9 protein-coding genes are annotated in these 13,422 nt (G+C 70.1%); 6 read left to right on the forward strand and 3 right to left on the reverse strand.

The annotated features are described in order from the left end of the window. Positions 1-41: 41 nt before the first annotated feature. Together ACFWEG_RS24675 and clpB are read right to left on the reverse strand one after the other, a co-directional pair. A complete protein-coding gene (locus ACFWEG_RS24675) occupies positions 42-593 on the reverse strand; it encodes a YbjN domain-containing protein (RefSeq protein ID WP_387219079.1) in 552 nt (183 codons plus the stop codon). A 152-nt stretch (positions 594-745) separates the two neighbouring features. After that, the gene (gene clpB / locus ACFWEG_RS24680; protein WP_387219080.1) at positions 746-3,331 is read right to left on the reverse strand and encodes an ATP-dependent chaperone ClpB; all 2,586 of its coding nucleotides are present in this window, start codon (positions 3,329-3,331) and stop codon (positions 746-748) included. A gap of 148 nt (positions 3,332-3,479) precedes the next feature. Between clpB and ACFWEG_RS24685 the strand changes: the two genes are divergently transcribed. After that, the gene (locus tag ACFWEG_RS24685) at positions 3,480-3,881 is read left to right on the forward strand and encodes a TIGR03618 family F420-dependent PPOX class oxidoreductase (RefSeq protein ID WP_387219083.1); all 402 of its coding nucleotides are present in this window, start codon (positions 3,480-3,482) and stop codon (positions 3,879-3,881) included. Positions 3,882-4,089: 208 nt separating this feature from the next. On the opposite strand, the gene ACFWEG_RS24690 is transcribed toward ACFWEG_RS24685, so the two are convergent. Next, on the reverse strand, positions 4,090-4,413 hold the full coding sequence (locus ACFWEG_RS24690) for a (2Fe-2S)-binding protein (protein ID WP_387219086.1): 324 nt from the start codon (positions 4,411-4,413) through the stop codon (positions 4,090-4,092). A 327-nt stretch (positions 4,414-4,740) separates the two neighbouring features. On the opposite strand from ACFWEG_RS24690, the gene ACFWEG_RS24695 reads away from it, so the two are divergent. The 5 genes from ACFWEG_RS24695 to ACFWEG_RS24715 all read left to right on the forward strand — a co-directional run bounded on the left by ACFWEG_RS24695 (position 4,741) and on the right by ACFWEG_RS24715 (position 13,381). Beyond that, complete coding sequence (locus tag ACFWEG_RS24695; protein WP_387219088.1) at positions 4,741-5,742, forward strand: helix-turn-helix transcriptional regulator; 1,002 nt, start codon at positions 4,741-4,743, stop codon at positions 5,740-5,742. Positions 5,743-6,314: 572 nt separating this feature from the next. Then, positions 6,315-7,991 carry an aspartate-alanine antiporter gene (aspT, locus tag ACFWEG_RS24700; RefSeq protein WP_387219091.1) on the forward strand — a complete coding sequence of 559 codons (1,677 nt, stop codon included), beginning with the start codon at positions 6,315-6,317 and terminating at the stop codon, positions 7,989-7,991. A gap of 1 nt (position 7,992) precedes the next feature. Continuing rightward, positions 7,993-9,696 carry an aspartate:alanine exchanger family transporter gene (locus tag ACFWEG_RS24705; protein ID WP_387219094.1) on the forward strand — a complete coding sequence of 568 codons (1,704 nt, stop codon included), beginning with the start codon at positions 7,993-7,995 and terminating at the stop codon, positions 9,694-9,696. 28 nt (positions 9,697-9,724) lie between these two features. Further along, positions 9,725-11,377: a bifunctional aspartate transaminase/aspartate 4-decarboxylase gene (locus ACFWEG_RS24710; protein WP_387219096.1), complete on the forward strand. Its 1,653-nt coding sequence runs from the start codon at positions 9,725-9,727 to the stop codon at positions 11,375-11,377. A 372-nt stretch (positions 11,378-11,749) separates the two neighbouring features. Next, entirely contained in the window at positions 11,750-13,381 is a 1,632-nt protein-coding gene (locus tag ACFWEG_RS24715; protein WP_387219099.1) for a fibronectin type III domain-containing protein, read from the forward strand. The last annotated feature ends 41 nt before the right edge of the window (positions 13,382-13,422 follow it).

Consider the following 13,422-nt stretch of genomic DNA (forward strand, 5'->3'; position numbering starts at 1 on the left):
CCGGCGCACGGGTGCGCCGGGCCCTCGTCGGAGGCGGGGTACTACGCCGGGGAGTCGCCGTCCTCGGGCTTCTCGGGGTTCTCCGCGGAGTCGACCTCGGCCTCGAGGCCGAGCTGCTCGAGGATCCACTTGTCGAACTCGATCGACGCGCGGACCCAGCTGACCGTCGAGGAGACGAAGTGCTCCAGGCTGACGCCGGTGCCGATCAGCATCTGCGCCTCGCCGATGAGGCGGACGGTGCCGTCGTCGTGGGTGTGGCTGTAGACCTTCGGCCACAGGGTGCGGCGGTTCCAGTCGTCGATCGACTCGAGGAGTTCGACCTTCTTCTCGATGGTGTGCGGGCGGTCGTAGAACGTCCGCACCGAGAAGACCTGCTGGTCGCCCTCGCCGCGGAACATGAAGTAGGTGCGGAAGTCCTCCCACGGGGCGGCGAGGTCACCCTCGTCGTCCACGACGAACTTCAGCTCCATCTGCTCCAGGAGCTGCTTCACCAGGTCCTGGTCGGGGACGACGGGGCCTGCCGGTCCTGCGCCCTGCGGGGGGCCGGACTGCTGGCCCCCGAAGTTCGGAATGCCGGACGGGTCGATGCTCACGTGCTTGGTCCCTTCGTACGGATTCCGCCATCCTCCCCCATGCCTGCGGGGTTCTGGCAAGGCCCCACCGGTTCGCTCCGCTGAGGGCTTACGGATTCACCCCGCTCCCGCCGGGCCGGGCCGGATCCTCCCGGCCCGGCCCGACCGCGCGCTCAGGACGCCCGGCCGACCAGCAGGCCCTCGCCCACCCGGTCCACCCGGACGGTGTCCCCGTCGGCGACCTCGCCGGCCAGGATCTCCTTGGCGAGCCGGTCGCCGATCGCCGTCTGGATGAGCCGGCGCAGCGGCCGCGCCCCGTACGCCGGGTCGTTGCCCTCCTCGGCGAGCCAGGCCAGCGCCTCGGGGGTCACGTCGAGCGTGAGGCGCCGCTCGGCGAGCCGGCGCGCGAGCCGGTCGATCTGCAGCTGCGCGATCCGCGCCAGCTCGTCCTTCTCCAGCGCGGAGAACACGACCAGGTCGTCGAGCCGGTTCAGGAACTCCGGCTTGAAGGACCGCCGGACCACGTCCATGACCTGCTGCTTCTTCTGCTCCTCGGGCACGGTCGGGTCGACCAGGTACTGCGAGCCGAGGTTGGAGGTCAGGATCAGGATCGTGTTGCGGAAGTCGACCGTGCGGCCCTGGCCGTCGGTGAGCCGACCGTCGTCGAGCACCTGCAGCAGCACGTCGAAGACCTCCGGGTGCGCCTTCTCGACCTCGTCGAGCAGCACCACCGAGTACGGCCGCCGGCGCACCGCCTCCGTGAGCTGGCCGCCCTCCTCGTAGCCGACGTACCCGGGCGGCGCGCCGACGAGCCGGGCCACGGAGTGCTTCTCGCCGTACTCGCTCATGTCGATGCGGACCATGGCCCGCTCGTCGTCGAAGAGGAAGTCCGCGAGCGCCTTGGCCAGCTCCGTCTTGCCGACGCCGGTGGGGCCGAGGAAGAGGAAGGAGCCGGTGGGCCGGTCGGGATCGGCGATGCCGGCCCGGGTGCGGCGCACCGCGTCGGAGACCGCGCGGACGGCCTCGCCCTGCCCGATCAGCCGGCGGCCCAGCTCGTCCTCCATGCGGAGCAGCTTCTGGGTCTCGCCCTCCAGGAGCCGGCCGGCGGGGATCCCGGTCCAGGAGCCGACGACGTCGGCGATGTCGTCGGGGCCGACCTCCTCCTTGACCATGGTGTCGGTGGACGCCTCGGCCTCGGCGGCGGACGCCTCCTCCAGCTCGCGCTCCAGGGCGGGGATCTCGCCGTAGAGCAGCTGGGAGGCGGAGTCGAAGTCGCCGTCGCGCTGGGCGCGCTCGGCGGCGCCGCGCAGCTCGTCCAGCTTCTCCTTCAGCTCGCCGACCCGGTTGAGGCCCTGCTTCTCCTTCTCCCAGCGGGCGGTCAGGCCGCGCAGCTCCTCCTCGCGGTCGGCGAGGTCCTTGCGGATCTTCTCCAGCCGCTGCCGGGAGGCGGGGTCGGACTCGTTCTTGACGGCCAGCTCCTCCATCCGGAGCCGGTCGACGGAGCGCTGCAGCTCGTCGATCTCCAGCGGCGAGGAGTCGATCTCCATGCGCAGCCGGGACGCGGCCTCGTCGACGAGGTCGATGGCCTTGTCGGGCAGGAAGCGGGAGGTGATGTACCGGTCGGAGAGGGTCGCGGCGGCGACCAGGGCGCTGTCGTTGATCTGCACCTTGTGGTGCGCCTCGTAGCGGCCCTTGAGCCCGCGCAGGATCGCGATGGTGTCCTCGACGGACGGCTCGGCGACGAGCACCTGCTGGAAGCGGCGCTCCAGCGCCGGGTCCTTCTCGATCCGCTCGCGGTACTCGTCCAGCGTCGTGGCGCCGACCATCCGCAGCTCGCCGCGGGCCAGCATCGGCTTGAGCATGTTGCCCGCGTCCATCGCGGAGTCGCCGCCGGCGCCCGCGCCGACGACCGTGTGCAGCTCGTCGATGAAGGTGATGATCTGGCCGTCGCTGTCCTTGATCTCGGCGAGGACGGTCTTGAGCCGCTCCTCGAACTCGCCGCGGTACTTGGCGCCGGCGACCATCGCGCCGAGGTCGAGCGAGACCAGCTTCTTGTTCTTCAGCGACTCCGGGACGTCGCCCTTGACGATCCGCTGGGCGAGCCCCTCGACGACGGCCGTCTTGCCGACGCCGGGCTCGCCGATGAGGACGGGGTTGTTCTTGGTGCGGCGGGACAGGACCTGCACGACCCGCCGGATCTCCTGGTCGCGGCCGATGACCGGGTCCAGCTTGCCCTCGCGGGCCGCGGCGGTGAAGTCCGTGCCGAACTTCTCCAGTGCCTTGTACTGACCTTCCGGGTCGGGTGTGGTCACCCGGCGCCCTCCCCTGCTCGTCTCGAACGCGGCGAGCAGCTTCTTCGCGCTCGCGCCCTCCTGGTCGAGCACCTCCTTGGCCCGGGCGCCCTCGGCGGCGATCCCGATCAGCAGGTGCTCCGTGGACAGGAACTCGTCGCCGAGCTCCTTGGCCCGCCGGCTCGCGTCCGCGATCACGGCGAGCAGCGCGCGGTCCGGCTCCGGGCGGGCCACGGTCGAGCCGGTCACCCGCGGCAGCGCGGCGAGCAGCTTCTCCGTGCCCTGCCGGACGGCTGCCTGGTCGGCGTCGACCGCGGCGAGCAGGTCCGTGATGTTCTCGTTGTCCTGACCCTCCAGGAGCGCGATCAGGAGGTGCGCGGGGGTCAGGTCGGGGTGGCCGTCGGCCACCGCCCTGCTGGTCGCCGCGTTGATCGCGTCCCGGCTCCTGTTGGTCAGCTCGGCATCCATCCGCGTACTCCTCCTCGCTCCCGAGTTCGGTCGGTGTCGTGTGCGGGCCGTGGCAGGCCCGTCGTCCTGACAGGGTCAACCTGTACAAAGTTGAGTCTATTCCACTCAAGGGTGTGCCCGCCTCCCCCGCAGGAGCTAATTTCCGGGGATGACCTCATCGAAAACGCCGAAGACGTCCGACCCCGCCTTCTGGCGGGAGCGGCACCTGTGCACCGTCACCACGATCCGCCCGAACGGCCGACCGCACGTCGTGCCGGTGGGGGTGACGTACGACCCGGCCGAGGGCGTCGCCCGGATCATCACGAGCGGGACGACCCGGAAGGTCGCCAACATCCGCGCGGCGGGGCCGGCGGGCGCGCCGGTCGCGGTCTGCCAGGTCGACCGGGCGCGCTGGGCGACGCTCGAAGGGGTGGCGACGGTGAACACGGACCCGGCCGCGATCGCCGACGCGGAGCGCCGCTACGAGGAGCGGTACGGGCGGACGCCGCGGGTCAATCCCGCGCGGGTCGTCGTGGAGATCGCGGTCGACCGGGTGCTGGGCAACACCTGAGGGGGGCGCCCGGGGCCCCGCGGGGCCGTCCGGCGCGGGGTGCGGCGGTCATGACACGCCGCAACCCCGGGGCGGCCGCCCGTCCGGTGGGGGATGTCGGACGGACGGCGCCCTCGGGGGGCGCACAGCGTCGCCGTCGTGTTCAGGTCACGACGAAGGCGCTGTGAGGGGGGTGCCTGCGCGATCGGCTGAGACGGGGGGAATCGCGTCAGGCACTGAGGGAGGCGGCAGTGGGGGATGCCGCCGGATCGGCCAGGAGATGGTCGCTCAGGTCGAGGTTGACGAAGATCATCCCGTACCGGATCACGCAGCGCACGGCCTGGGGGGTGCCGTGCGGCTTGCGGATCGTCCGGTACGCCCGGATGTCGTCGTCCTCCTCCCGGACGACCAGGACCTCCTGTCCGACGAGGGTGACGCGCAGCGAGTCCCCGGGGTGGGGGATCGCGGTCGTCAGGTCGATGGGATGCCAGCCGTGCCGGTGGGCGACCTCCATCTCCCGCCGAACCCTTCTGTCATCAGGCAAGTTCGTCATTGCTCCACGTCCCGTGAGGGCCTAGTCCCAGGTAGGCTCGAGTTGAGCGGCCGACGCCGTCCCCCAATGGGGTCCGAGCGTCACGGCCGCACCAGTACGAGCGCTGTCCCAAGTCGGCTCCAGGGCCAGGAAACCCCCGAATGCCGCAGCCGAAAGAGCTACAGCGCACAGTGCGCGAACCGCCTTGGTCATCACGTTCTCCCACCCTCCTGTCGGGCAATGTTCCCCGCTGGCAAAACGATGACCGAAGCTGCAGACTTGCACCAGCGGCACGAGGCACCATGTTCCTGCTGCTTCTAGAGCATGAGGGGGGACAAAACCGGGGCTATGCAGGACATAAACGGTCACTCGCACCCGGTCGGTGAGTTGTGCGACGAGGGCAAGCAGCTCTATGCCACGGCACTCCGCGCAGGGAAGATACCGCGTTCGGACCTCACCGACGCACCCTGCCTCATCCAACTCGCCCTGCTGTACCCAGACTCCATTGATCCGGACTGGTTCCGCCCGGTTCCCGCCTCGGCGGCCCTCAGCCAGCTCCTGCGCCCGATCGAACGGGAGATACAGGAGCGTCGGCGGCTCACCGTTGCCCTGGCTGACGCGTTCCAGCCGTTCATGACGATCGGAACGCCTGCCCCCTCCGCTACCGGGGCGGTGATGATCCTCGAAGGCCTGCCGGTGATCAATGCCGCGCTCGACCGCGCCATCGCCGAGTGCTCCGTCGAACTCCTCACTCTGCAGCCCGGCAGCGGGCGGGTTCCAGAGGTCATCAAGGAAGGCATGCGTCGAGTGCAGCCGCTCCTGGACAAGGGGGTGCACATGCGGACCTTGTACCAGCACACGGCACGGCATCACTCAGCGACGCTGGGATACGTGAAACATGTCGCACCGTTCGGCGTTGAGGTGCGCACGCTGGAGGAGATAATCGATCGGCTGATCATCGTCGATCGGAAAATCGCCTTCGTTCCTGCACAGGCGGATCGCCAGGTGGCCCTTGAGCTACGGCACCCCGGGCTGGTGGCCTACCTCCGCGGCGTCTTCGATCAGTTCTGGAACTACGCGACCCCCTGGGAGGAGCAACTCCCGCACCAGCCGCAGGTCCGGGGGCTCACAGCTGTCCAGCGCTCGATCGCCAAACTCCTCGTCGAGGGGCTTGTGGACGAGGCTATTGCGCGCCGGCTCGGCATGAACGTCCGTACGTGCCGAGGCCACATCGCCAAGTTGTCCGCCACCCTCGGCAGCGGCAGCCGTACCCAACTTGGTTACCTGATCGCCCGTTCCGGCATCCTCGACAAGCCCGACGGTACGACGGACGTGACGGGGAAGGGCTGAACGGCCCCTCGTCATGCCGCGGCGACCCTCGCGGCCGCATCGGGTATGCGAACCGGTTCGCATACCCGAGTGATACCCCGCACCTGAAAACGCCTGACCATACCGCCCGCGCGCGGGCCGACCAGCCCTGCGCACCGGCGCCTCGGGCAGCGCTCCGCCCCTCCGTGGCACGCGGCACTCGCACGCGGGACCGACAGCATCGCGCGCTGCGTCACGACCGCACCATCCGGACCGCGCAGCGGCGGAACAGCCCGAGCGCCCTCCCCGCACGAGGGTCCCGCCAGTCCGGCGGAGCGCCCGTGCGGCACATGCAGTTCCTTACCTGCGCGACGCCTTCATGGAGCCCCCGCGTGTTCCGCCGCCGCACGACGACCCACCCCGCCGGCAAGGGGACCGCCGGGGGCGCACGAGCGCCCCCGTGCGGCACACCCTGCGCAGACCGCCGTCGCCGCTGCGCCCCACCCCCCCGTCCCGCGAACGGCGTCCGTCGCCGCGCCCCCCTCCCCCCGCGCTGCTAATTTGCGTGGTATGCCCCAATTCATCCGTAACGCCACGTCAGGCGGCTGACCGCCGTGGGGATCATCAAGGACCACCCGGAACTCGCGGTGTTCCTGTGCCTCGCCCTCGGCTACCTGGTCGGGAAGATCAGGGTCGGCCCGATCACCCTGGGCGGGATCTGCGGCACGCTGATCGTCGCCCTCCTGCTCGGCACGCAGAAGATCAGCGTCGACGAGGACGTCAAGACGATCTTCTTCGCGCTGTTCATCTTCGCGCTGGGCTACATGGCCGGCCCGCAGTTCTTCGCCCATCTCAACCGCAAGGGCCTGCGCTTCGGCGTCCTCAGCCTGATCGAGATGGTCACCGTCCTGGTGATCGCCTACGCCCTGGCGAAGGCGTTCGACCTGGACGTCGGCACGGCGTCCGGCATCCTCGCCGGCGCGGCGACGGAGTCCGCGGTCGTCGGCACGGCGACGGAGTCGATCGGCAAGCTGACCGGCCTGACCGCCGACCAGATCACCGAGTACCAGAGCCACGTGGCCACCGCGTACACGGTCTGCTACCTGTTCGGCCTGGTCACCATCGTCATCCTGACCAGCCAGATCATGCCGATGATGATGCGGATCAACCTCCGCGAGGCCTCCCGCGACCTGTGGGACAAGATGCGCGGCGAGAGCGCCGCACTGGAGGCCGACGAGCAGGAGGCGCTGCCCGCGCTGGTCGGCCGCACCTACCTCGTCACCCACGCGGACGGCCGGACCGTGCGGGACGTGGAGTCGTCGCTCGGCGCGCAGGTCACCATCGAGGGCGTCAAGCGCGGCAGCAAGCTGCTGACGCCGACACCCGACCTGGAGCTGACGCTGAGCGACCTGGTCCAGGTCGTCGGCCGCCGCGAGGGCGCGATCGCCGCCGGGCGGCAGATCGGACCCGAGACGCCGTCGATCCCCGGCCTCGACACCCCCCTGGTGGTCCGCCAGGTGGTCCTCACGGACAAGGCCATGGACCGCAAGTCCATCGCCGCGCTCCAGAAGGCCAACCCCGAGTTCATCAAGTCCGGGGTGTACGTCACCGACGTGATGCGCGCCGAGCAGAAGCTGCCCGCCGCGCCCGAGACCTCGCTGCACCGCGGTGACGTCCTCACCCTCGTCGGCGCGCGCGCCGGGCTCGACAAGGTGGTCGGCAAGATCGGCGCGCTCGTGCGCAACGAGTCGACCGACTTCGTCTACATGGGCCTCGGCCTGGTCGTCGGCTCGCTGATCGGCCAGATCGTGGTCCGGGCCGGCGACGTCCCGCTGTCGCTCGGCACCGGCGGCGGCTGCCTGGTCTCCGGCCTGCTCTTCGGCTGGCTGCGCTCCCGGCGACCCACCTTCGGCGCGTTCCCGCCCCAGGCGGCGAGCACCATCAAGGACCTCGGCCTGTCGGTGTTCATCGCCGTCACCGGTCTCGCCTCCGGTGCGACGGCCGGCCCGCTGCTCAAGCAGTACGGCGCGCTGCTGCCGCTCGCCGGCATCGGCATGGTGCTGGTCCCGGCGATGATCTCGCTCTTCGTCGGGCTCAAGCTGCTCAAGATCGAGAAGCCGCTGCTCGTCGGCGCCATCGCGGGACAGCAGTGCTCGACGCCGGCGATCACCGCGATCACCCAGGTGGCGCAGAGCTCGGTGCCGCTGCTCGGCTACACGATCACCTACACCCTGTCCAACTTCCTGCTACCGCTGACCGGGCCCATCCTGGTCGGCGTCCTGGGGGCCTGACGTGATCGACTTCCTGGTGCGGGACATCTTCAAGCCGCATCCCGAACTGCTCGTCTTCCTCGTCGTCGCGCTCGGGTTCCTGGCGGGGAAGATCCACTACAAGACGATCGCGCTCGGCGCGGTCACCGGCTGCCTCGTGGTCGGCCTGATCGCCGGCGCCCAGCTGAAGGTGCCGATCGACGGCACGGTGAAGGACCTGTTCTTCATCATGTTCCTGTTCGCCCTCGGCTACAAGGTCGGCCCCCAGTTCTTCGGGGGCCTGAAGAGCACCGGCCTCCCGCAGGTCCTCAACGCGGTCGTCGTATGCGTCACCGGCCTGCTCACCGCCTGGCTCTTCGCCGTCCTCCTCGGCTACGGCCCCGGCCTCACCGCCGGGCTCATGAGCGGCTCGCTCACCCAGTCCGCCGCGATCGGTGTGGCCCAGGACGCCATCGGCACCCTGCCGGGCCTCAGCAGCGGGGACGCCAAGAGCGAGGAGAACCTCGTCGCCGTCGGCTACGCGGTCACCTACCCGCTCGGCACCATCCTCTGCGCGATGCTGCTGGCCAACGTGCTGCCGCGGATCTACCGGCGGGACCTGGCCGCCGAAAGCGCCCAGCTCGCCAAGGAGATGGACGCTCCCGACGTCAACCCCGACCTCGGCGAGGGCTACTACGAAGTGGTGCTGCGCGCGTACACCGTGCAGCGCCCGGACGTCGTCGGCCGCTCGATCCAGGACTTCGAGGACCAGCAGAAGGCGCTCGGCCGCCGGATCTACCTCACCGAGGTCAGACGCGACGGGACGATCCTGGAGCACTCGCAGGCCACCGCCCTCGCCGCCGGCGACGTCGTCGCCGTCAGCGCGCTCCGCGGCGACCTCGTCGGCTACGAGCCGCTCACCCACCTGGGCCCGGAGGCCGACGACGTCGAACTCCTCGGCTACCGGACGGAGAGTCTGCACGTCGTCGCCTCGGACAAGGCCCAGCTCGGGAAGACGATCGCCGAGCTGCGCCGGGAGCCGTTCATGGTCGGCGTCTACGTCGACAAGCTGTACCGGGCGGGCTCGGAGTTCCCCTACCGGCTCTCGACGCAGCTGGAGCGCGGCGACACGCTGATCCTGTCCGGGCCGAAGCGGCTGGTCGACCCGGCCGGCCACGCGATCGGCAAGCCGGTGCCGACCAGCTTCGCCACCGACATGATCTGGGTCGGCCTCGGCATCTTCCTCGGCGGCTGCATCGGCATCCCGGCGCTGACCGTCAGCGGCGTCCCGATCTCGCTGTCCACCTCGGGCGGCGGACTGATCATGGGCCTGGTCTTCGGCTACCTCCGCGGCAAGTACCCCACGTTCGGCAACGTGCCCCCGGGCGCGCAGTGGCTCATGGACACCCTGGGCCTGTGCATCTTCGTCGCCATCGTCGGCATCAACGCGGGCCCGAGCTTCACCAGCGGGCTCTCCACGGCCGGCTGGGGGCTGCTGTTCTTCGGCGCGATCCTGACCGTGATCCCGCTGCTCGTCGGCTTCCTGTTCGGCCACTACGTGCAGAAGATCCGCTTCCCGATCCTGATGGGCGTCCTCGCCGGCGGCCAGACCACCACCGCGGCGATCGGGGCGCTCAACGAGAACTCCCGCTCGCAGATCCCCACCCTCGGCTACACGATCCCGTACGCCGTCGGCAACGTGCTGCTGACCATCTGGGGCGCCGTGATCGTGCTCCTCAACCACTGAACACCGCCCCCACGACCAGGAGAAGCGCATGACGAAGGCCACGTACAGCCGCGAGAAGATGCGGGAGCTCTCCGCCCTGAGCCCGTTCGAGCTGAAGGCGGAGTTCATCAGGCTCGCCGAGGCCAAGCAGGCGGACAAGCCCGGCCAGAAGGGCACCGCGAACGCGATGATGCTCAACGCGGGCCGCGGCAACCCGAACTGGGTGGCGACCGGTCCCCGCGAGGCGTTCTACGCGCTCGGCTACTTCGCGCTCGAGGAGTCCCGCCGGGTGTGGACCGCGGACAACCTCGGCGGCATGCCCGAACCGCACGACTCGGCCCTGCGCTTCGAGCGGTTCGTGCGCACCCACCCCGACCTGCCGGGCATCGAGATGCTCAAGGCGAGCGTCGACCACGCCGTCGAGCGGTTCGGTTTCGACGCCGACGCGTTCGTGCACGAGCTGACGGACTCGATGATCGGGGACAACTACCCCGTCCCCGACCGGATGCTGACGCACTGCGAGAAGATCGTCCGCGGGTACATCCAGGACGAGATGTTCGACAGGAACCCGCCCGCCGACAACCTGAGCGTCTTCGCGACCGAGGGCGGCACCGCGGCGATGTGCTACATCTTCGACTCGCTGATGAAGAACGGGGTGCTCGCCAAGGGCGACCGGATCGCCCTGATGGTCCCGGAGTTCACCCCGTACCTGGAGATCCCCGAGCTCGACACGTACGCGTTCGACGTGGTCACCGTCCAGGCCAGCATGTTCGCGGAGAACGGGGTCCGCGAGTGGCGCTACCCGACGGAGGAGGTGGCGAAGCTCGAGGACCCGTCGATCAAGATGGTCTGCCTGGTCAACCCCAGCAACCCGCCGTCCCTCGCGCTCTCGCAGCGGGTCACCGACCAGATCAAGGACATCGTCGCCGGTCCCAACCCGAACCTGATCATCGTCACGGACGACGTGTACGGCACCTTCGTCGAGGGCTTCCGCTCGATCGCCGCGGACCTGCCGCGCAACACGCTGCTCGTGTACTCCTACTCCAAGCACTACGGGGCCACCGGCTGGCGGCTGGGCATCATCGGCCTGCACGACGACAACGTGATCGACGAGCTGCTCGCCGCGCAGCCGCAGGAGCAGAAGGACCGGCTGAACAAGCGGTACGGGACGCTGACCCTGGAGCCGGAGAAGATCAGGTTCATCGACCGGCTGGTCGCCGACTCCCGGCAGGTCGCCCTCAACCACACCGCCGGGCTCTCGCTCCCGCAGCAGGTGATGATGGCGCTGTTCTCCCTCTTCGACATGCTGGAGGAGGGCCAGGAGTACAAGCGGCGCATCCGCGGAATCGTCCAGAAGCGGCTGGAACTCCTCCTGGAGGGGGCCCAGATGAAGATCGCCGACGACCCCAAGCGGGCCGCGTACTACATCGAGCTCGACCTGATCGCCGAGGCCGAGCGCGTCCACGGCCGCGCGTTCGCCGACTTCCTGAAGGCCAACTACGAGCCCGTCGACCCGCTCTTCCGCCTCGCCGAGCAGACCTCCGTCGTCCTCCTCAACGGCGGCGGCTTCGACGGCCCCGAGTGGTCCGTCCGCGCCTCCCTCGCCAACCTCGACGATCTCGACTACCTCAAGATCGGCCACCACCTCCGCTCGATCTTCGACGACTACGTCGCCGAGTGGAAGGCCTCCCAGCAGTCCTGACGCCCTCCTGCGACGGCCGTCGGAACGCGCCTGCCCGGTGCGGTTCCGGCGGCCGTCGCCGCGTGATGTTTCACGTGAAACCACGCATCCCGCACGGCCGTTGTACCGCTCGCGCCGATCACTCCCGTAAGGTCACCGTCACACGGACCTCCGCAGCCCCACCTGCCTCCGTGTCCTCCCGGCGTGCTCACGCCCTCCCCCCATGCACCGATCCGGACCCATGGGCCGAAAGGGCTGAACCTTCTCGTGACCGAGACATCCCCCCGGCGTCACCGCCGTTCCCGCCGGGGCACACGGCTGGGGCTCGCCGCCGGTGCGACGGCGCTCGCGACGACCGGCGGGCTGGCGTACGCATTGAGCGCGTCCGCCGGCGTGACGTGCACCTCTCCCACCTTCAAGCGCGAACTCTTCGCCAACACCTCGTTCAAGGGCACCCCGAAGAAGACCGACTGCGACAGCGCGATCAAGCAGGACTGGGGCACCGGAGCCCCGGCGTCCGGTCTGCCGACGAACGACTTCGGCGTGCGCTGGACGGTCACCCGCGACTTCGGCTCCGGCGGCCCGTTCACCCTGAAGGCCTCGGGACTGGACGGCGTCCGCGTCTACGTCGACGGCGAGCTGACCATCGACCGCTGGAAGAACACCTCGACCACGCACACGAAGTCCGTCGACCTGTCGCTCTCCCAGGGCAGGCACACCCTGCGGGTCGACTACGTCAACTGGACCGGCTCCGCGGCGGTCACCTTCGCGTACACCCCGCGCACGTCCGCGGGCGTCGACAAGGTGAAGCCGCTGGTGCCGGGTTCGCCGGCGCTCGCCTTCGACAAGGCGAAGCACACGGCGAAGCTGAGCTGGTCGCGGAACAAGGAGATGGACCTGGCGGGGTACGACGTGTACCGCAAGGTCGCGGGCGGCTCCTACGCGACCGAGCCGACCGCGGCCGTGACCGCCGGCGCCACCTCGTGGACGGACACCGCCGTGCCGCGGACCGGTGAGGTCTACTCCTACGAGGTCCGGGCGCGCGACAAGGCCGGCAACCGGTCCGCCGGCACCGCCGACAAGTCCGTGACCACGGTGCGCGCCGCGACCCTCGCCACGCCGACGGGCGTGACCGCGAAGAACCTCCCCGAGGGCATCGCGGTGAGCTGGAAGCCGGCCACCGGCGCGGCGTCGTACCGCGTGTACCGGGCCGAGCAGCTCAAGGACGACGACACGCCCCTGGTCCACCAGCTCGCCGCCTCCCCTGCGGGGACGGCCTGGACCGACACGGCCGCGCGCGACAACCTGGACTACCACTACCGCGTCACGGCCGTCGACGCGGCGGGCAAGGAGTCCGCGCGCTCGGCGGAGGCGTTCGTGGACCGCGGGGACCAGCCCCCGCCGCCCCCGACCGACGTCAAGGCGACCGCGGTCCCCGGCGAGGGCATCCGGCTGACCTGGTCGAGCCTGCCGAAGGCCGACATCGACCGGTACTACGTCCTGCGTTCGCGCACCCTGGAGGGTGCGAGCCAGGGGAAGCAGGTCGGCGAGGTCCGCAGGACCGCCGGCGCGACGGCGTTCTCCTTCACCGACGGCGACGTGCTCAGCGGCGAGTCCCTGCACTACGTCGTCGTGCCCCACGATGCCGGCGTCTCGGGCGCACCGAGTCGAACGGTCTCCGCCGTCGCACCGGCCAGGTTGTCACCCGCGGCGGTCTCCGGGCTGACCACCACCGTGAACGACGACAACGTCCAGCTGGCCTGGCAGCTCAATCCCGCAGCCGACCACGTCGACAGCTATGTGATCTACATCGGTTACCAGAAGGACGGCGACTGGGCCTGGGACGAGATCGACCGGCTCCCGGCGTACGAGACCCGCTACACCCACTGGGTCAGCTCCACGGAGGGCGAGACGGTCCGCTACGCGGTCGTGGCCGCCGACCGGGCGGGCAACTCGCTGTTCACGGACGGCGCCGACTTCCCCTACGTCACCACGACGCTCCCCGGCACACCGCCGGTGGAGTAGCGCACACGCGAAGGGGCGGGCCCCGCGGATCTCTCCGCGGG

The sequence above is a fragment of the Streptomyces sp. NPDC060194 genome (assembly GCF_042728285.1).
Classification (GTDB): Bacteria; Actinomycetota; Actinomycetes; order Streptomycetales; family Streptomycetaceae; genus Streptomyces.